Annotated in this window: 15 protein-coding genes, 1 tRNA gene and 2 pseudogenes; 6 read left to right on the top strand and 12 right to left on the bottom strand. The window is 56.2% G+C overall.

Annotated elements, in window-relative coordinates:
* Positions 1–333: 333 nt before the first annotated feature.
* The 10 genes and pseudogenes from dapE to MWU53_RS13440 all read right to left on the bottom strand — a co-directional run.
* A complete protein-coding gene (gene dapE, locus MWU53_RS13485) occupies positions 334–1,476 on the bottom strand; it encodes a succinyl-diaminopimelate desuccinylase (RefSeq protein ID WP_166636187.1) in 1,143 nt (380 codons plus the stop codon).
* 107 nt (positions 1,477–1,583) lie between these two features.
* Positions 1,584–1,751 (bottom strand): annotated as a pseudogene (locus MWU53_RS13480) (IS5/IS1182 family transposase); the annotation flags it as partial.
* Between the two features lie 215 nt (positions 1,752–1,966).
* The gene (locus tag MWU53_RS13475) at positions 1,967–2,698 is read right to left on the bottom strand and encodes a GNAT family N-acetyltransferase (protein WP_133484771.1); all 732 of its coding nucleotides are present in this window, start codon (positions 2,696–2,698) and stop codon (positions 1,967–1,969) included.
* Positions 2,695–3,828 (bottom strand): o-succinylbenzoate synthase, encoded by a 1,134-nt coding sequence (gene menC / locus MWU53_RS13470; protein WP_133484772.1) that lies wholly within the window; start codon positions 3,826–3,828, stop codon positions 2,695–2,697. The genes MWU53_RS13475 and menC overlap by 4 nt, the downstream gene beginning before the upstream one ends.
* A gap of 45 nt (positions 3,829–3,873) precedes the next feature.
* Positions 3,874–4,632: an amino acid ABC transporter ATP-binding protein gene (locus tag MWU53_RS13465; RefSeq protein ID WP_247094171.1), complete on the bottom strand. Its 759-nt coding sequence runs from the start codon at positions 4,630–4,632 to the stop codon at positions 3,874–3,876.
* Complete coding sequence (locus tag MWU53_RS13460; RefSeq protein ID WP_133485515.1) at positions 4,629–5,363, bottom strand: ABC transporter permease; 735 nt, start codon at positions 5,361–5,363, stop codon at positions 4,629–4,631. Before MWU53_RS13460 ends, MWU53_RS13465 begins: the two co-directional genes overlap by 4 nt.
* Before the next feature lie 2 nt (positions 5,364–5,365).
* Positions 5,366–6,073, bottom strand: a complete 708-nt coding sequence (locus tag MWU53_RS13455; RefSeq protein WP_133484774.1) for an ABC transporter permease subunit — start codon at positions 6,071–6,073, stop codon at positions 5,366–5,368.
* A gap of 33 nt (positions 6,074–6,106) precedes the next feature.
* Positions 6,107–6,883, bottom strand: a complete 777-nt coding sequence (locus MWU53_RS13450; protein ID WP_133484775.1) for an ABC transporter substrate-binding protein — start codon at positions 6,881–6,883, stop codon at positions 6,107–6,109.
* Positions 6,884–6,914: 31 nt separating this feature from the next.
* Positions 6,915–7,871 (bottom strand): MurR/RpiR family transcriptional regulator, encoded by a 957-nt coding sequence (locus tag MWU53_RS13445; protein WP_133484776.1) that lies wholly within the window; start codon positions 7,869–7,871, stop codon positions 6,915–6,917.
* A gap of 78 nt (positions 7,872–7,949) precedes the next feature.
* Positions 7,950–8,189, bottom strand: a pseudogene (locus MWU53_RS13440) (IS6 family transposase); the annotation flags it as partial.
* A 353-nt stretch (positions 8,190–8,542) separates the two neighbouring features.
* On the opposite strand from MWU53_RS13440, the gene MWU53_RS13435 reads away from it, so the two are divergent.
* The 5 genes from MWU53_RS13435 to MWU53_RS13415 all read left to right on the top strand — a co-directional run bounded on the left by MWU53_RS13435 (position 8,543) and on the right by MWU53_RS13415 (position 16,455).
* Positions 8,543–9,298, top strand: a complete 756-nt coding sequence (locus MWU53_RS13435; protein ID WP_247094170.1) for a hypothetical protein — start codon at positions 8,543–8,545, stop codon at positions 9,296–9,298.
* 276 nt (positions 9,299–9,574) lie between these two features.
* Positions 9,575–11,761 (top strand): VapE domain-containing protein, encoded by a 2,187-nt coding sequence (locus MWU53_RS13430; RefSeq protein ID WP_247094169.1) that lies wholly within the window; start codon positions 9,575–9,577, stop codon positions 11,759–11,761.
* A 67-nt stretch (positions 11,762–11,828) separates the two neighbouring features.
* Positions 11,829–12,161, top strand: a complete 333-nt coding sequence (locus MWU53_RS13425; RefSeq protein WP_247094168.1) for a hypothetical protein — start codon at positions 11,829–11,831, stop codon at positions 12,159–12,161.
* Positions 12,162–12,599: 438 nt separating this feature from the next.
* Positions 12,600–13,850 (top strand): site-specific integrase, encoded by a 1,251-nt coding sequence (locus MWU53_RS13420; protein WP_247094167.1) that lies wholly within the window; start codon positions 12,600–12,602, stop codon positions 13,848–13,850.
* A gap of 793 nt (positions 13,851–14,643) precedes the next feature.
* Positions 14,644–16,455 carry an AAA family ATPase gene (locus MWU53_RS13415; protein ID WP_247094166.1) on the top strand — a complete coding sequence of 604 codons (1,812 nt, stop codon included), beginning with the start codon at positions 14,644–14,646 and terminating at the stop codon, positions 16,453–16,455.
* 379 nt (positions 16,456–16,834) lie between these two features.
* Here MWU53_RS13415 and MWU53_RS13410 read toward each other — a convergent pair.
* Positions 16,835–16,910, bottom strand: a tRNA-Ala gene (locus MWU53_RS13410).
* A 98-nt stretch (positions 16,911–17,008) separates the two neighbouring features.
* The gene (locus MWU53_RS13405; protein ID WP_247094165.1) at positions 17,009–17,329 is read right to left on the bottom strand and encodes a TIGR02300 family protein; all 321 of its coding nucleotides are present in this window, start codon (positions 17,327–17,329) and stop codon (positions 17,009–17,011) included.
* A 126-nt stretch (positions 17,330–17,455) separates the two neighbouring features.
* Here MWU53_RS13405 and MWU53_RS13400 point away from each other — a divergent pair, with 126 nt between their 5' ends.
* Entirely contained in the window at positions 17,456–18,187 is a 732-nt protein-coding gene (locus MWU53_RS13400) for a SprT family zinc-dependent metalloprotease (RefSeq protein WP_247094164.1), read from the top strand.
* Positions 18,188–18,211: the final 24 nt, after the last annotated feature.

Genomic DNA, 18,211 nt, shown 5'->3' with positions numbered 1-18,211 from the left:
GAAAGAACACGTCTACGCGGTCTCACCGCGATGAGATGCAAGGGCAGATATGAATGATGATGATCGAATGGAACCGCTGCCGGGACACCCCGAGGCATTGTCTGGGCGTCAAAGCCCGTTCTTCTGATCAGGACCCGGCAAGCGGACTTCATCAGGGCCAGCGGTCAATTGCACCGCACACAAAGGCCGGACACATGACCGCAACCCAAAATAATCAAAGTCAGCTCAAATCAATCCTTGCAAAACAGGAGCCGTCCACACATGACACTGCCCAATTCCGCTCTGGTATAGTAGACGCGCATTTAAATCTGACAGGACCCGCGCGGGTGCCCGTTAACTGGCAAAATAATCCCGCATCACCCGCGTATAAATCGCCTTGAGCTGGCAAATCTGATCGACATTTATGCGCTCATCAACCTGATGCATCGTTTTGCCGACAAGCCCAAATTCCACCACCGGGCAATGGCTTTTAACAAACCGAGCATCCGACGTCCCACCAGATGTTGACAGTTCAGGGGTGCGGCCGGTTTCAGCTGCGACCGATGTCGCCACCAGATCGGATAGCGCGCCGGGAGGGGTGACAAAGCTCTCGCCTGATGCCTCCACTCGTATATCAACTTCGATCCCCGTTGCCGCCGCCACTCGATCCACCTCCGAGCGCAGCCAGCGGGTCAGGTCTTCTGATGTATGTGCATCATTGAAGCGGATGTTCACTGTCGCACGCGCTTCCGCCGGAATGACATTGGTCGCCGGATTGCCCACATCCATTGTGGTCACTGCCAGTGTCGATGCATCAAAATGATCGGTACCCTCATCCAGCACATACGCATCCAGATCCGCCACCAGCCGCGCCAGCGCGGGCACCGGGTTTTTGGCGCGATGCGGATAGGCCGAATGGCCCTGAATACCACTGGCGGTGAAATAGGCAGTCATCGAACCACGCCGCCCAATTTTTATCATCTCGCCCATCTCGTTTGGGCAGGTGGGTTCACCGACGATGCAATCCGTCATGGTTTCCCCCTGCGCATCCATCCAGTCGAGGATTGCCACGGTGCCGTCAGTGGCGTCCCCTTCTTCGTCGCCTGTAATCGTGATCACCAGTGACGCATCTTCGGGGGCCTCAGCTACGTAATCAATCGCTGCTGCGACCCAGGCGGCCACGCCAGATTTCATGTCCGTTGCGCCCCGCCCCCAGAGTAACCCATCCTTGATCTCGCCGCCAAAGGGATCCACCGTCCACGCTTTTTCATCGCCAACCGGCACCACATCGGTGTGCCCGTTGAAGCCTAGCGTGCGGGCACTTTTTGATCCCCAGCGGGCAAACAGGTTTGACGTGTCACCGCGATTGATGCGCGTGCAGGCAAACCCGGCTTCCGATAACATCTTTTCCAGCAGCACCAGCGCCCCCCCTTCTTCCGGCGTCACGGACGGGCATTGGATCAGGCGTTGGGTCAGAAGGACGGGATCGGTCCCGATTATGCTGACTTTGGACATGGTGCTCTCCTTTTTCTCATCCCTTACAGGGTTAAGCAGAAAATAAAAACCGAGCGAGGGAGGCTGTGGGGAATATGTGTCACCTTTGAGGATTGCGGCATTTCATTCAACGCCGCCCGTGCGCCGATATAGTCACTGTGCTGACTTGCCGTCAGGACCATCCGCAAAGGGCGATCCAGGGCATCCGTGACGGCATGCAACTTCGAGTTCATGCCGCCCTTCGTTCGGCCAATCAGGCGATCACGCCCCCCTTTTTCAACCTACCACTCAGCCCAGATCGCCTCAGGCCACTTGTGTCGCGCTCAAAGGCCGGAAACATGACCGCTCCCCGAAACGATCGCCATCAGCTTGAATTAACCCTTGCGCACACGGAGCCGTCCACACATGACACTACCGTTTCAAGAGGTAGGCAGAATGTGTAGCATCGAATGTAGCACCTGAATTCTTATCTTGGGGCGAAATGCGCTGCTCCTCAGGATTTGGACAAGAGGTAACAGCAGGTCTCGGCATCGAAGCCGGAAATCCGGTAGCCCTCGGCAAATGCCGAGGTCAGTTCTTCCCGCACACGGAGCCGTTCGGAGATGGCCAAGTCCAGATTAGAGGCAAGAAGCTCATCCAGATCCCGAGGAATTTCAACTGTAAGGGACTCGTCCCTCAGAAGGGATTGAGGCAAATCCATTCTCGTTGCCAGAGCTTCCACATGCGGAGAGTTTAGATCCCAGTCAATGACCAGACGATCTGATGGGACTCCGGCATTGATACCCACCATCTGACCATAATAATCCATGTGATAGGTGTTTGCGGTTCCGCCAAGACGGGAGACGTTCAGCCCCGCATTGATTCGGCGCAATGGGTCGTAAGTCCAGCGTACATGGGTAATACCGCGATCCAGACACCAGTTTCTCTGATACCATTTCAGTTTCACTCCCAAGCCCATGCCACGGCTGTCTGGATGGACGGCCAGCCGGTGCGAATGCTGGACATGGCATTGGCTGGTGGGGAAACCGAACAGGAAACCAAGCATCCGGTCATCAATGAACGCTCCCGCCACAAGGCCGCCTTCATGCTGGATTGCCAACAAGATGTCAGAATTGTCGGGGGGATCATCCTTGCCCCAGATCTCTTTCTGGAACAACTCTGCATTCTTGAGTTCCGCCACACCGTTCAGTTCGCGTAGCACCAGCCCCGTGTTCCGAATGTTCATGCTCTGATTTCCTCATGATGATCGATGACAGAGGCGAGGTAATCATGATCCAGCGTTACCCCGATGCCCGGCCCGTTTGCGGGGACGGGCATTTCGCCATTTGATGCTTCGAGTGCTTCATTGATGATGTCCCTTTCGAAATAGCGGCTGGCGCTGGATGTGTCGCCGGGTTTGGTGAAGTTGGCGAGCGTTGCCAAGTGGATGTTGTGTGCTCTCCCGATGCCGCTTTCCAGCATGCCGCCACACCAGACCGGTGCATCAAAGGCGGCGCTGGTGTCGTGGATGGCGCGGGCCGCTGCAAAGCCGCCGACACGGCCGACCTTGATGTTGATGACCCGGGCCGCGCCGATCTCCAGCGCCTTGCGTGCGTCAATGGCACTGCGGATGCTCTCGTCAAGGCAGATTGCGGTTTTCAGCGCCGCCTGCACCTTGGCATGATCGTGAATGTCATCAAAGGCCAGAGGCTGCTCGATATAGTCGAGATCAAACTCATCCAGCGCCTGCAACACTGGGAGATCAGCCAATCCGTAATCTGTGTTGGCGTCCACCGTCAGCTTGATGTCGGGGAACTGAGAGCGAACAGCCTCGACGATCTTGACGTCATGGCCCTGTGCGATTTTCAGCTTGGTGCGCTTGTAGCCCTGTGCCAGCGCATCGGCGACCCGTTCCAGCGTAGTGTCGATCGGAGCGATGCCAAGGCTCACCCCCACATCCACATGGTTCCCGGCGCCACCGAGCGCGGCTTTCAGCGGAATGCCGAGGCTCTTGGACCAGAGATCCCAGAACGCCATCTCGACCACCGCTTTAGCCATGCGGTTGCCGCGCCAGGGCGACAGGAGGGGTTGGAGCTCGTAGGGTGAGTCAAAGCGCTTTCCTACGATCTGGGGCAGGAGCACGTCGCGTAAAAACGCCATGGCACCGGGAATAGTTTCCTCCAGATAGTCAGGGGTGGGATCCATCACCGCCTCGGCCACGCCTTCTATCCCTTCGCCCTTGAGCACAAGCAGCGGAAAGGTTTTTGCGGTCATGGTGCCGGTTGAAATCACGAAAGGGGTCAGCAGCGGAAGGCTGACTATGCGCAACTCGGCGCTTTCGATGCGGATGCCGGGGTGCAGAAACCCGGTGGTCATATTCAAGTCATTGGGCATTTCAGAGAACCTGATTGAGGGCAAAGCTCACATCACCTTGGCAATGAAGCGGCGGAATTCGTCTGTTTTCGGATTGGTGAACATCTCGTCCGGCGGTCCCTGTTCGGCAACACGGCCTTCATGCAGGAAAACAACTTCGGACGAGACCTCGCGGGCAAAACCCATCTCGTGGGTGACGACAATCATCGTGCGACCCTCGGCGGCAAGATCCTGCATCACCTTCAACACCTCTCCCACCAGTTCGGGGTCAAGTGCCGATGTGGGTTCGTCAAAGAGGATCGCGTCCGGCTCCATCGCCAGCGCCCGGGCAATGGCCACGCGCTGCTGCTGGCCACCGGAAAGCTGTGAGGGATACATCTGCATCCGCTCCGCAAGCCCGACGCGATTGAGCAGAGCCTCGGCGCGGTCGCGCGCCTCTGCCTTGCTTTCGCGTTTGACCTGGATCGGGCCTTCCATCACGTTTTCCAGAACGGTGCGGTGGGTCCAGAGGTTGAACTGCTGGAACACCATACCCAGCCGGGCACGGATCTCTTCGATATGCCGTACATTCTGCGGCTTGCCGTTTTTCACCAGGATCTCTTCGCCGTGAACGGTCACCTTGCCCGAGGTAGGGGTTTCGAGAAAGTTCAGGCAGCGTAGAAAGGTCGATTTACCCGAGCCGGACGATCCCAGGATCGAAATCACGTCATGGTTTTTCGCTTCGAGCGAAATGCCTTTCAACACTTCGACATGGCCGAAGGATTTGTGGATGTCTTCGGCTTTCAGAATGATGTCCGGCTGTGTCATGCACGGGTCTCCTTTAGGGATTGGGCGGTGCTTTGGGCCTTGTACGGGGCGTAGATATGGCGGCTGAGGCGGCGTTCGGCTTGCCGCCAGAGCAGGACAAAGATCGCGGTGATGCAGAGATAGATCAGCGCCGCCCAAAGATAGACGGAGAAGTCGAAAGTCTTGGAAAAGACCTGCCGCGTTCGACCCATCACGTCAAAGACGGTGACCACGCTGGCCAATGCGCTGGCCTTCATCAAAAGGATCACCTCGTTGCCGAGTGCGGGCCATGCGATGCGGTAGGCATGTGGGAACACAACCCGGTAGAGGGATTTGATCCGGCTCATGCCGATCGCCTTTGCGGCTTCGATCTCACCCCGCGGGACCCCCATGATACCCCCGCGAAGGATCTCGGTCTGATAGGCGGTGGAGTTGAGGGCGAAGGCCAGAAGGGCGCAGTTGAACGGATCGCGGAAAAAACTCCATAGCCCCCAATCCTGAAGGAAGGGCCGGAACTGCCCCGATCCGTAGAAGATCAGAAAGAGCTGGGCGAGGATCGGTGTACCCCGCATGAACGAGACATAAAGGCGGAGAGGAGCCTGCGCCATGGGTGAGGCATGCACCCGGATCAGCGCAAAACCTGGTGACACCAGCGCAGCGATCAGCGCGCCCAGAACGGTGAGCTGAAGGGTCATCAGCAGGCCGTCGAACAAGCGCGGCCAGTATTGGATGAGGATTTCTACGGGATTCATTTTCAAGCCCTCAGGATGCCGCGGTTGGCGCGGTGTTCCATCTTCGCCAGTACCAATTCCGACAGAACGCACATCGCCCAGTAGATCAGGCAGGCCAGCAGATAGAAGGTGAAGGGTTGTTTGGTAACGCCCACGGCGACCTTGGTCATGCGCATAAGGTCATCCAGCGCAATGACCGACACCAATGCCGTGTCTTTGAGCATATTGATCCAGAGATTGCCCAATCCCGGCAAGGCAAAGCGCCAGAGCTGCGGCAACTGAATACGCAGGAAGATCTGGCGATCCGTCATGCCGATGGCCCGTCCGGACTCGACCTGACCATTGTCGAGCGACTGGAACGCGCCACGCAGCACTTCGCCCGCAAATGCGCCGAACACCATGCCAAGGGCCACGACCCCCGCTGCAAAGGGGCTGAAATCGGTGGGTGGGGCGTCTGGTGCCCACCAGCGCAGCACCGCATTCATGAGAAGGCCAACGCCGTTATAGACCACAAAGAGGGTCAGGATCTCGGGTAGGCCTCGCATGATCGTGGTATAGCCAAACCCCAATGAGCGCAGCGGCAGAAATTTCGACATGGAGGCGAAAGTCGCCAGAAAGCCGAGGAGCAACCCGACGGGCAGGGTGACGATCGCCAGTTGCACCGTGATCGCCAGCCCGCGCAGGATTTCGTCCCCCCAGCCGGCATCGCCATATGAAAGCAGTTCAAACATGGATTTCCTTTTCAGGCCGGAGGGACGTTTTTGTTACTTCATCGTATAGACGTCGATCTCGAAATACTTGTCGTTGATGGCTTTATAGGTGCCGTCGGCGCGGATCTCAGCCAGCGCAGCGTTCAGCTTTTCGCGCAGTTCGTCATCCTCCTGACGCACGGCAATGCCCACACCTTCGCCAACAAAGGCCGGATCGGTGATCGGCTCACCTGCCAACTCACAGCAGCTTCCGTCGTCGGATTTGGTGGTCCAGTCGAGCATCGGCAGCATGTCGCCCACCTGCAGGTCGATACGACCCGAGGCCATGTCGAGGTTCACTTCATCTTGTGTCGGATAGAGGCGGATGTCGGCATCCGGATAGGTTGCCTCGATGAAATCGGCCTGGGTGGTGCCGGATTGTGCACCGATCACCATGCCGGACAGTGCCTCATTGGTGAACTCGGTGATGTCCGAACCTTTCGGCACGACATGGGTCATGGCGGCCAGATAGTAGGGATCGGTGAAATCCACCCGTTTCTTGCGCTCTTCGGTGATAAACATCGAAGCGATGATGAAGTCATATTTGTTGGCCAGAAGACCGGGAATGATCCCATCCCAGTCCTGAGCGACAAGGTCACATTCCTCTCCGATGCGCTTGCACAGCTCCAGGCCGATCTCAACGTCGAAACCGGCAATCTTGCCGTCTGCTTCGATATAGTTGAACGGTGGGTACGCACCTTCGGTGCCAAGGCGCAGACTGCCTGCGGTTGCGGTCGAGGCAACCAGCGCGGTTGCGGTTGCGATGAAGGCAAGCTTGCTCTTCAATGTCATGGGGTATCCTCCTGTTTCTCCCAATGTTCCATCACTTTTCGATTTGACTAATCGGATCGCCCACATGACCTGTGAAACGTCCGTATAGCTTGGCGATCCGGCTCAGGCGGTCTTCGACGGGTTGACCCAATTCCATGAACACGCCGTTGATGATCAAATTGCACAGGCTGGCCATCTGCGCTGTAGAATCCCAGAACTGGTTGAACTGGGTAGGAACGGCAAAGACCTCATCGGCAACATCGCGTCCCCAGTCACAGAAAACATCGGTGATCAAGGTCACCGGAATGCCTGCCTCCTGAGCCTCTCGGGCCAGCACCTTTGCCATTCGCGAGTATCGACGCGCTTCGAAGATCACCAGACAGGCATCCTGATCCGAAGCCAGAGCCTCGGCAAAATTCCCACCCGCAAGATCAACCAAAGTGACCCGGTCGCGCAGATACTGCATTTGGTTGGCAAAATATTGGGCGATTCCGCGTTCGGTCTGAAACCCCGCCACGCAGACATGTTGTTTCATGGCCAGACGTTTCACGACTTCTTGCCATTCAGGCGTCCGGGCATATTCATAGATCCGAACCACCGCCGCGATTTCCAACTCCATGCCGCGGGTCAGGTGTGTCTCATCATCACGTGCATTTTTTTGTAGCTCGTTCAACCGGTCACTGACCAGCCAGGGATGTCCACCAAGATCGCCTTTCAGGTTTTCCTTGAGATCCTTGAAGCTTGTAAATCCGTTGGAACGGCAAAACCGTCCGACCGTGGCTTCGCTCACACCAACCTTGTCTGCGAGACTGGCAGCGGTCTCGAACGGAACCTCCTCCAGTGCACTCAGCATATAATTCGCAATCGCCTTGTCAGCCTTGGAGCCATTCTGGAGGGCTTTAGTGAGTGTGGAGCGGACTGGTGTGGACAATTCGGCAATCTTTGCGGTGGTTGATGAAACTGTTGCGCAAAGCTGCAAGATAACTTGCAATAAGTCAACAGAATACATAAAGCTGTCATTTCATTTGCTGGAGTGCGCTATCAGACCAATTCGAGCCAGTCTCACCCAGGCCAGCATGACTGCCCTTTATATCGCGCAGAGCCCGCGCCACTTGGAAAGATCAGCGGCGCGGTCAAGCTTGATATGGTTCCGTTTCGAAAGACTGCAATCATGGTTAAAGTGGTTGAAGACGGAGGAGTGGACGGAGACAAATTTCTGCAAACTTCGCATTCGTCGAAAGCGTGACATCGCTATTTCTCGTCGCCGGAATGGAAGATGTGAGTTCTTAATTCAGTTGTTCAGAAAGCGACCAGAATTCTGTTTCTCCGACTTTTCAACCCGGATCAAGATCACACAATACTGACCTTTTGCTTGGCGTGTATGAAGCTCTGACTATCTCCCCTGAAATCAGCGACCGCCCAGAAATACTCCCGGAGATTTCCGGAGCCATCTTCGAGGTAGCCGACTACCTCTTGAGGGCATTGTCACCCCTCGAACATGAAATCCGTTGTCATTCAGATGTCATTTCCCAAAGGCACTGAAAACGGTCGGAAAAATCGAACTGGGCTACCGAAGTGGCGAAATCGCCTACACTGCCTACATCGCCTACACTGCCGTTTCGGCTATTTGGCTTGGGCGGATCGCAGCTTCGATGCAAAGATGCAGACATGGAGGTGCCGATGTCGGACGCAGAAGAAGAAATGCCAGATTGGTTGAAAGCCATTCCTCCGCAAACCGATGATGAAACTTGGTCGCAAATTGAGAGGCGCTTCCACGATCTTCTCGACACACTCAATCAAGCCAAACTTGAGACCAAGGTGCAGGCCATTTCCCCACGTCTAGGGAACTCTAGCAAAGATCTGAGGGTATATTGGGAAGATCCTGAAGTGGGAACCAAGGTTCGTTCATGGCTTCAAATCCCATATGACCCAGATCGAGACGAAGAGCACCTCTTCTTCAAATGGAAAACGGCCCTCCACTTGGCCACCAAGTTGAAACCGAAGATAAAAACACGCGAACTGAGCATTTCATTTCTCGCGGAATGGGGTGCGTTTTCCGACCACGCCGGTGTGATTGAGCATGAATTCCTGCGCAACTCACCTAAGTTTCAGTACCTCAAAGGTGCAGAGGCACAGAGCCGCGAACAACATAAACGTTGGTATGCGAAAGTATTTGTCGCTCTTAAAAATCCAGGTGATAGGCGGGCGGACACTGACAGCAAAGTTATCGACTTCATACAAGAAATCTTGAGGAATGAGTTTTTTCCTTCCAAGCATCATCAGCGTGACTGGTTTCGAGAACTCCTGTCAGAAGATGAGATCCAAATGAGGGCATCGTTTCGGCAAAACAAACTCTCAGAAGCAAAAATTCGCGATCTGGCAGACACTGATGACAACACCTTGCCGCCAACTGACCGGACCTCTTACCACCTCTAGGGGGTAAGAAGTCATACACTCTGCAAGCTGCAAGTCTCCGTTCAGAACTTTAGTCTGAATAGGAGGCCAGTATGGCACATTCACATGAACCGGTAGCAGAAGGCTACCTCACCATCCCCAAAGCAGCAGACCGCTTGGGCATTCCCACCTCTACCCTTCGGCGCGCGGTAAACAAAGGGCTGGTCCCTTTCCACCGCCCCTTTAGCCAACGCGTCCGCGTGCGCCTCTCCGAAATCATAGCCGTCATTGAGGCCCAGAAAGCGGGAGGGCGGTACGATGGTTAAGAAGACCAACGAGACTCCCAATTTCAATCACGTCGACTACCGTGCAGCGGCTGGATTTGTCTGTGACTTTCGCCAACCGAAGACCGCAACCCTGGCAGCACTCAAAGGCAAGAAAGGACTGGAAGCACGCACTTTCGGCCTCAAAGACATCGAAAGCATGGCCAGTTGGATCGAGCAAAAGAACCGTGATGGCTACAACATCTACTTTCACGTCAACAATCTTCGCGATGAATGTAAAAACAAGAAGGCGAAGCGGGCCGATGTCACGTCCGTCCATGCATTCCATGTAGACCTAGACGATCCGTCCGAAGAAGCTTTAGAGCGTATTCTCGCTTTCCCGATCAAACCGTCCTGCATCTTGTTTTCAGGTGGTGGGTATCAAGTGTTTTGGCTGCTGAATGAACCTCTGGCTGACATCGACAAGGCCGAGCAGATCAATGCGGCATTAGCCAAAGCGCTCGGAGGAGATGCCTGCCAGAATGCAGATCGCATCATGCGTGCCCCGGAAACGGTCAACTGGCCGAATGCGAAAAAACGGAAAGCTGGTCGCGTGCCGACAAAGGCCTACCTGCTGCACGAACACACGGACTTTTCGAGGACACATCGCGTTGAGAGGTTTGAAGAGGCGCTGAGCACTTCCACGAAGGCCGTAGGACATACACCTTCGACTGAAGTCCCGGACTACCGTGACATCTCGATTGCCGACCTCAACATCACGGATTCCCGCTTGGTTGAGATCGTGACCAGTGGCGATGATCCTGATCACCCTCGCGGTACTGAAGGGGCGCGGTACCCCTCGCGGAGTGAGGCACGGTTTTCGGTCGCATGTGCGCTGGCACGCCTCGGTTTTAATGCAGAAATCATTGCAGGAGTGCTCGTAAACGCCAGCCACGGCATCGCTGAGTCCATTTTGGAAAAAGCAAAGCCACGGGAATACGCATATCGTGAAGCCGAGAAAGCAATTGCGCGGGCCACACATGATTGGCCCGATGTCTACAACAACGGTCGTCCGAAAGCTTCCTTCCACAACGCCCTAACCGGCCTGTATCGGCTAGAAGTCACCTTTGAGCATGACGCCTTCAAGAACCGCAAAAAGATCGGAGGGCACTTCCACAATGCATTTCATGGAGATGTAACCGACGACGCAGCCGCTATGCTGCGCAGGCACTTCCTTGAGACTTTTGGCTTTGATCCGGGTAAAGGCCATTTGTATGACGCGATCCAGGTTGTGTGTCTGGAACACACATTCCATCCAATTCGCGACTACCTCAAAAACCTCGAATGGGATGGCGTTCCCCGCCTAGACACTTGGCTCAGCAAATACCTTGGCGCCGAGGACAGTGCTTATGTTCGCGCTGTCGGCAAAATGATGTTGGTTGCAGCCGTCCGGCGTGTCCGCCAGCCAGGATGCAAGTTTGACTTCATGATTGTGCTCGAAGCCAAGCAGGGTGTCGGCAAGTCAACGGCAATCGCAATTCTAGCTGGGGAGGATAACTTCTCCGATCAGAACCTCATGGCCCTTGATGACAAAGCTCAAATGGAGGCCCTCGAAGGAGTATGGCTCTATGAGGTCGCAGAGCTCGACGGCATGTCGCGGGCGGAAGTGTCCAAAGTTAAGGCCTTCATCAGCCGCACTGAAGACCGCGGACGGCCTGCTTATGCCCGTTTCAAGGAAAGCTGGCCGAGGCAGTGCATTCTGATCGGGACCACCAATGAAGACTTCTACTTGAAGGACACCACTGGCAACCGTCGCTTCTTGCCAGTGAAGACCTACTCTATCGATCTGGATGCGCTTCGTCGTGACCGTGATCAATTGTGGGCTGAAGCCGCCGAGCAAGAGGCTTCCGGGGCGTCGATCTCGCTTGCAGAGGAACTCTGGCAAACGGCAGCCGAAATCCAGGCTGAACGCATGCAGGCTGACCCCTGGCTCGATACGCTTGCCCATGTTGAAGGCATTGTGCGCGACGGGATGGAACGCGTATCCACCGAGTTTCTCTTCAGCGATGCGCACCTTGGCATTCCGCCTGCACACCGCCAGGCCTTTCATCCCAAACGGATTGCTGCAGTGATGCGGGAACTTGGTTGGAATGGTCCGAAGAAGGTCCGCGTAAACGCCGGGGACAAGCCCGTGCGGGGCTACGAGCGCCCCTCCAACAAAGACGATGACATCGCGTATTGAATCCACCCTTCCTGCCGTCTCGAAAACACGCGTCAGGGCATTTCCCATCAGAGAAAGGAAACGAACCATGCCTAAGAAACCCGTAACGATCGCCAACACCACCTACCCCAGCAAGACTGCTGCCAAAGCGGACCTTCGTCGCTTGCTTGCAGAAGGTGGGCCCGACGACGAAATTACCAACCCTGAAGACACCTCAAAACTCGACGAACTGTTTCACGCGCGGCAGACCAAAATCGATGAACTGAAAGGCAGGAAAATTGTCGGCTGGGGACGTGAAAACACCACGGTGCACCCCTGCTTTGCGGCACTTCTCAACACCGGCGAGAAACTGCATTTTAGCTATCCTAAAAGCTTAGATGCCCTTCAAGAGGCGCAAGCGACCCAAAGCAGGCAGGAATGACCTTGCGCTTGGTGTCACTCAAAACACCTAATGCTTGTGGCCCGTTCCACATGTACCAGGTACAGCCATACGCTGCCCGCGCGCCCGCGACGGTGTTTACCGACACCACACTCTCTGCTGAGACCTCAGGGGGGACATGGAACACATGGTACGGTGGAACGGGGGCTGAATTTGTCTGTGCCTCTTACGTCCCCACCCAGCGAGACAGGTGGTCAGGTGGTCAGCACCCCATGCGGCCTCCAGCCTCCACCCGCTCTCACCTCCGTCCCGTCGGGCTCAGCCTCACCTCGCCACACAAGACCACCTCCATGACCATCTCCACCCTCTCGACCACCTCAGAGGTGGTCAGGGGCACCGCAACACTGTGTCACCGCGCAAAATTGTGCGTGAGTTCACCCTGTGTTTTTCTTGGGCTTTTTTCTTTCAAGGAGGGAGCCCATGGCTAAGTTCAATCCGACAATAGGCAGGTGGACCCGCCGCCGTCGCAATGCCGCAGGAAGGCGGATCACCGACAAGAAATGGGTCGTCAATTATCGCTGCCCCGAGACCGGGCGCAAACGGCGCATCTCGTTCCCTACCAAAGCCAAGGCTGAAGCGTATCGGGACGCATTGGTAGCCGAGGTCTCGGGCGAACGCTACTTCAATCCCAACACCAACCCGTCCGTCGCCGAGGTGGTGGAGCATTGGATGGAGACCAAGCGCGGCACTGTAAAGCCACAGACCATCGCGGGCTACCGCCCCCTGCTCAAGATCATTGTGGGGCCGCTGCTTCAGGGCACCCCACAGGAGCGGGTGCACTATGCCCTGACCGGCGAGAAGCCAAAGCATGACACCAAGCTCTTGGAGATGCTTGGGCCCTACAAGGTCAGCGAACTCACCACAGCGCAGTTGCGCCGCTGGCATAGCCTTGTGCGCGACGAAGTCGGCGCCCACACCGCCAACCGCGTCATGTCGATGTTTAAGGGTATCTTGGCGCTGGCGGAAGAGGACTTCGGGGTACGGGTCTGCTCGATGCCCACCAATTTGGCCAAGCGGAAAGCCAAGCCCAAGAAAGAGATCCTATCGCCTGAGGAAGTGGCCAAGCTCCTGGCCCATGCACAGACCGACAAGGACCGTGGCATCTTCTATGCCTTCCCCTTCCTAACGGGCGTGCGTGTCTCCGAGCAGTTGGGGCTACTGTGGGAAGATATCGATCTTGATCGCAACATCATCACCATTCGGCGCGTGCAGGAGCGCGATGGCTCCACCACCGACCGGACCAAGACGGAAGCGGGCGAGCGCGAGATCCCGATCTCGCCGATGCTGCGCGCGATGCTCCTAGAATGGCGGCTCACATGCCCGCGTCTGGAGGGCGCGCTCTACCGCGTGTTCCCAGGGCCCGGCGTCCCCCAACAATGGCCCCTGCCCCGCCAAGGCGGCGGTGGACCGGTGCTCTACTCAAACTTCCTCAAGCGCTACTGGCGCCCGGCCTTCAAGGCGGCAGACATCCGCTATGTGACCCACCATTCGGCACGGCACAGCTTTGTTTCCACCTTGCAGGCGCAAGGGGTCGAGGTGGGGCTGGTGGCCAAGCTCGCAGGACACGCCAACCCGGCGGTCACGCTGGGCCACTACACCCAAGCGGTGCGTGGTGGGGCCCAGGCGCTCGCCGTGCTGGATCGGGCTTATCAGGTCAAGAGCGGGTCCTGACGGGGAGAGCCCGGGGAGGCCGTGGGAGCCGCCCGAGTGGGTAGGTAGCTGAGACGCATCTCAGGGTGCTCCGTGGCACCTCCCGTGGGCGGAGAGAGGGTGGTGGGGCATCATACATACATGCGCATCGGCCACACGCGGAGAGCAGCCATTCGCAGCAATCTTCACCAAGGTCTGCTATGCGGGACAGAACGGTCCTTGCGTGTTTAGATCGAAGGTCAGCTACCAATGTATCGCGACTTGAAGGAACATCGCCTCGCGCGAAGGGTCGTACTTTGAACTACACACAGATTTGCCGTCGAGAGGTATCGAACCTGACCCCTAAAAAAACCGAGTGCCGGGATCGCAAAATATTCTCGACCCGGTGGTCCGAAAGGTTACCGCTCATCGGTCGTGAACGTTTCAGGCGGAGGGGCGAAATTGACGCTGGTATCGGGCATGGTGGGCGGGCATCGGAATGCCTCTCAACGCTCAGTCGGAGATTGCAATAAGGATATTGTCGGTTCCGCGATTTGCTGATTGCCATTTAGCCGTGAGAGCAAAAACCGTCGCAGCTTCGCCTTTTCTGCCAACTACTTGTGCCACTTACTGAGAAGTGACAAACTACTGAAAACGGGGGCTATTTGGCAGAATGACATTACGGGTATTGTCGGGGGCGCCCAATAGAGAAACGCGCAATGCAGAACGGTTGAGGGACGCACTCATAGCAAGCGAACCGCGCTTGGATCATCCAGACATCACCGCGGACATCTTGTGCGGCCTTCCCTTACCTGGGCGTGAGATAGACCTTGTGTTGCTCTATCACGACGCGCGGGATGAGAGACTTCAGCTCAAAACGCCCGAAGGTACTCCGATCCACTCTTTTGTGTTGGTGATCGAGGTAAAGCAGCATTCGCCTGACTTGATCCGCTTCGAAGGCCCCAGGGTTCTTGTGCGCAATGATCAACTGTGGAGTGATGCCACATACCAATGTGACGATCAAACTTGGGCCCTGAAGCGTTATCAGAAAGCCTCTTACAAAGGTAAAAATCGCCGCCAGCCCACATTTGTGCAGCGAGCGATCTGGCTTCCGCGCGCGCAAAACTCGGCCTTCGACGGCATCCCAGCCAAGAGCAGCGTGCCCGTGCATTTCGCCGACCTCAACTGGAACGGACTGGTCGATGGTTTCGTCACTAACAGGGGCAGTGTACGCACGCTGGTCGATCATTCCGATCATCCGACACATCATAGTATCGAGACGTTGCGCGCGCATTTGACACACAAGGTAAGTCCGACACGATTGGATCTACGGCGCGTCAACGCTCTTACGCAAACCCGCTTCGACGCAGATAAGACAGCCTATATCCAAAACCTGGGAAACGGGCTTTTAATCCTGCGCGGGCGTGGTGGAACAGGCAAGACCTTTGCATTAGTCCAGGTCGCATTGCACCTTGCCCGACAAGGCAAGCGCACCATGATGTTGACGTACAACCATGGGTTAATTTCCGACATCAATCGGGCTCTTCGCTTTATCAAAGAAAAAGACCCAACGTTTAAACCATTGCCTAAGTTGAAAACTCGCTATGCTTTTACGCAGGATATTTTCAAACAGACTTTTGGCATGGCGGCCGAGGAAGCTGTCAAAACGATACCGGATATTGGCGCACGCGAGGAGCGCCGTCTTTTCGAGCTAATGAACTATAAAAAGCCGATTCAGCACGAGTATGATTTTGTTTTGGTTGATGAAGGCCAAGATTGGGAGGACAAGCAGCGCGATCTCATGTTTCGCCTTTTCGGCCCCGAGCATGTAGTGGTCGCAGACGGGGTAGATCAGTTCGTGGGGCAGGATCGCTGCAATTGGGACCGAGGAGACATTCCCATAAACCGTCGCCACGGGTTGCGTGCATCACGCCGTACCAAGGCAGCGACCTGCCAAACTGTGGCCGAGATAGCGCGTGAATTAGGTCTTTCCGATTGGGATCTTGTACCAGACCCGGACACCCATGGCGGGCGATTCACGGTCGTAGTTGAACCAGACGCGCGGCGAGCTGTCGAGCGCGGACTAAATATACTGGAAAGCGATCAGCGGCAGGAAAGCACTGTAAAAGCCGTTGACAATCTAATTTGCCTACCCTCCGCAAAGATGGCGTCGGGGATTAATTTTTCTGCTCTCTTTGACGAAGCCATCGAGGTCAACGCGCGTGATAGTTGGCGTGGGTTTGAAGAGGAGGACCGGCGGACTTACCCGTTGAGAGACGGACAGCTACGCGCCGTCCAGTATAGTTCTTGCCGCGGCATGGAAGGCTGGACCACACTCTGTCTGGGACTTGATGTCTTTTTTGAATTTCAGGTCGGACATCCCCGCATTGACGTGAGCCGGCTGGAACAGTCGCTGCGCGAAAAAGAAGGCTTTCTATTTTCAAAGGAACTCATGGAGGAAGAGTTGGCGCGCGAGGCGCGACTATTTGCGATCTACTGGCTAATGATCCCACTGACTCGGAGCATAGATCACCTTGTGGTACACCTCTCGGACGAGAGGTCGCAACTGGGTAGAATCCTGCGCAACGTTAGCGACCGGCTCCCTGGCTCCATAGAATGGATGCATCCTGAGGGAATCGCTCAATGAGCCAGTGTCGCGAAGACAAAGATTGGGCAGTTTTAACGGTTTCGTGCAAGCTTCAGGCGGGCGATCCATATTGAAAGGCTAACTCAATTTCAGACACGATGATTGTGACGTCTTCTTCCTTGGACGGGTGAGTGGAAAGAACCTTGGCAATTGGGGCCACTCTTTTCGCCTCGAATACAACATCTGTTTCAAGCTTGCCACGCCGATGGAGCAGGAGCCATCCACCCCATCTGCTTTGGGTCCTTCTTCACATTTGTCACCCAAACCGAGTGACACAGCGATGACACAAGACTGCATGCAAACTGGTGACACAATGCGCGAACGGTAGACGGATACCATCTAACCGGTTCAAACAAATACCAAATCAGGGAAAGGAAATTGGTGGAGCCTAGCGGGGTCGAACCGCTGACCTCTTGCATGCCATGCAAGCGCTCTACCAACTGAGCTAAGGCCCCATCCATGACAGCCAAGTCGCTGCCTGTGCGCGGTATTTATGCAAAGGCGCGGAGGGGTTCAACCCAAAAAATGCGCCTTTGCAAAAATTCTTTGACGCTTATTCGTCGTCGTCCGCTGGCATGTCCGCGATTTCGTCCAGCGACACATCTTCATCATCGTCGTCGTCCAGAACATCATCGCCCAGATCAACATCCGCTGCATCGTCATCATCCAGAACCGCATCTGCGTCATCGACCAGATCGTCCTTCATGACTGCTTTGTCTTCTTTGTCGGCAACCATCGTGCGCGACCCTTTACCGGTGTCCAGATTAACGACGTCACCCGTATAGGGGCTGACCACCGGATCGGCGTTCAGGTCGTAAAAGCGTTTTCCGGTCGTCGGGCATACACGTTTGACGCCCCATTCAGCTTTGGGCATTTGAAACCCTTTCCGTTCATACTGACTCGTCTGAGATTTCAGGCAACTGCCACAATGCAGCATAGGTGTCAAAGCCTTTTGCCGCAAAGGGTTGACGTTGGACTGATTCAAGCCACATTGAGGGGCATGTTGTTTCGAAATTCACGCAATCGGCTGACCGAGAACACCACCCTGACGCTTGGGTCGGCCGATCCGGTTGTGATCGAATTGCGGGCCTCAAAGCGGGCGCGAAGGCTGTCACTGCGGGTGTCCCGGCTGGATGGGCGCGTAACGCTGACCGCGCCGCATGGGGCCAATACCGACGAAGCCATCACCTTCGCGACCGAGCGTCTGGACTGGATCCGGGGCCATTTGGCCCAGACGGCGCCCAACGCGGTACCGGCCATTGGCTCTACCCTTCCCTTTCGCGGGCAGAGCGTGACGCTGGTGCGCGGTCAGGCGCGCGTGGTCGAAGTTGCGGGCGATTGCATGTTGCTGCCCCCGCAATCCCCCGACCGCGATGCGATCCGGGCCGAGATGTTCCTGAAGGAAGCAGCCCGCGCGGCGCTTGTGGCCGCCAGCGACACCTATGCCGCACAGGTCGGGCGCGCCTATGGGCGCATCACCTTACGCGATACGCGGTCGCGCTGGGGCTCGTGCAGCTCGCGCGGCAATCTCAGTTACTCTTGGCGGCTGATCATGGCCCCACCCGAGGTTCTGGACTACGTGGCCGCCCACGAAGTCGCGCATCTGGTGCACATGGACCATTCACGCGCTTTCTGGGCTCAGGTCGAGGCGGTCTGTCCAAACTACAAAGCCCCAAGAAAATGGTTAAGGGAATACGGGGCGGAATTGCATAGATATCGCTTTCGCGATTGACGCCTTCTGATTTTGTGATCACAA

Source organism: Aliiroseovarius sp. S1123, assembly GCF_023015885.1.
Taxonomy (GTDB): Bacteria; Pseudomonadota; Alphaproteobacteria; order Rhodobacterales; family Rhodobacteraceae; genus Aliiroseovarius.
The sequence above is the reverse complement of the archived record's forward strand: the minus strand, read 5'-3'. Positions and strand labels throughout refer to the sequence as shown.

What these genes read in the sequence shown, in the direction of transcription:
- MWU53_RS13475 (WP_133484771.1), bottom strand. Translation starts at nt 2,698, where the DNA reads ATGAACATTCGGAACACGGGGCTGGTGCTACGCGAACTGAACGGTGTG.
- menC (WP_133484772.1), bottom strand. Translation starts at nt 3,828, where the DNA reads ATGACCACCGGGTTTCTGCACCCCGGCATCCGCATCGAAAGCGCCGAG.
- MWU53_RS13465 (WP_247094171.1), bottom strand. Translation starts at nt 4,632, where the DNA reads ATGACACAGCCGGACATCATTCTGAAAGCCGAAGACATCCACAAATCC.
- MWU53_RS13460 (WP_133485515.1), bottom strand. Translation starts at nt 5,363, where the DNA reads ATGAATCCCGTAGAAATCCTCATCCAATACTGGCCGCGCTTGTTCGAC.
- MWU53_RS13455 (WP_133484774.1), bottom strand. Translation starts at nt 6,073, where the DNA reads ATGTTTGAACTGCTTTCATATGGCGATGCCGGCTGGGGGGACGAAATC.
- MWU53_RS13450 (WP_133484775.1), bottom strand. Translation starts at nt 6,883, where the DNA reads ATGACATTGAAGAGCAAGCTTGCCTTCATCGCAACCGCAACCGCGCTG.
- MWU53_RS13445 (WP_133484776.1), bottom strand. Translation starts at nt 7,871, where the DNA reads ATGTATTCTGTTGACTTATTGCAAGTTATCTTGCAGCTTTGCGCAACA.
- MWU53_RS13435 (WP_247094170.1), top strand. Translation starts at nt 8,543, where the DNA reads ATGTCGGACGCAGAAGAAGAAATGCCAGATTGGTTGAAAGCCATTCCT.
- MWU53_RS13430 (WP_247094169.1), top strand. Translation starts at nt 9,575, where the DNA reads ATGGTTAAGAAGACCAACGAGACTCCCAATTTCAATCACGTCGACTAC.
- MWU53_RS13425 (WP_247094168.1), top strand. Translation starts at nt 11,829, where the DNA reads ATGCCTAAGAAACCCGTAACGATCGCCAACACCACCTACCCCAGCAAG.
- MWU53_RS13420 (WP_247094167.1), top strand. Translation starts at nt 12,600, where the DNA reads ATGGCTAAGTTCAATCCGACAATAGGCAGGTGGACCCGCCGCCGTCGC.
- MWU53_RS13405 (WP_247094165.1), bottom strand. Translation starts at nt 17,329, where the DNA reads ATGCCCAAAGCTGAATGGGGCGTCAAACGTGTATGCCCGACGACCGGA.
- MWU53_RS13400 (WP_247094164.1), top strand. Translation starts at nt 17,456, where the DNA reads ATGTTGTTTCGAAATTCACGCAATCGGCTGACCGAGAACACCACCCTG.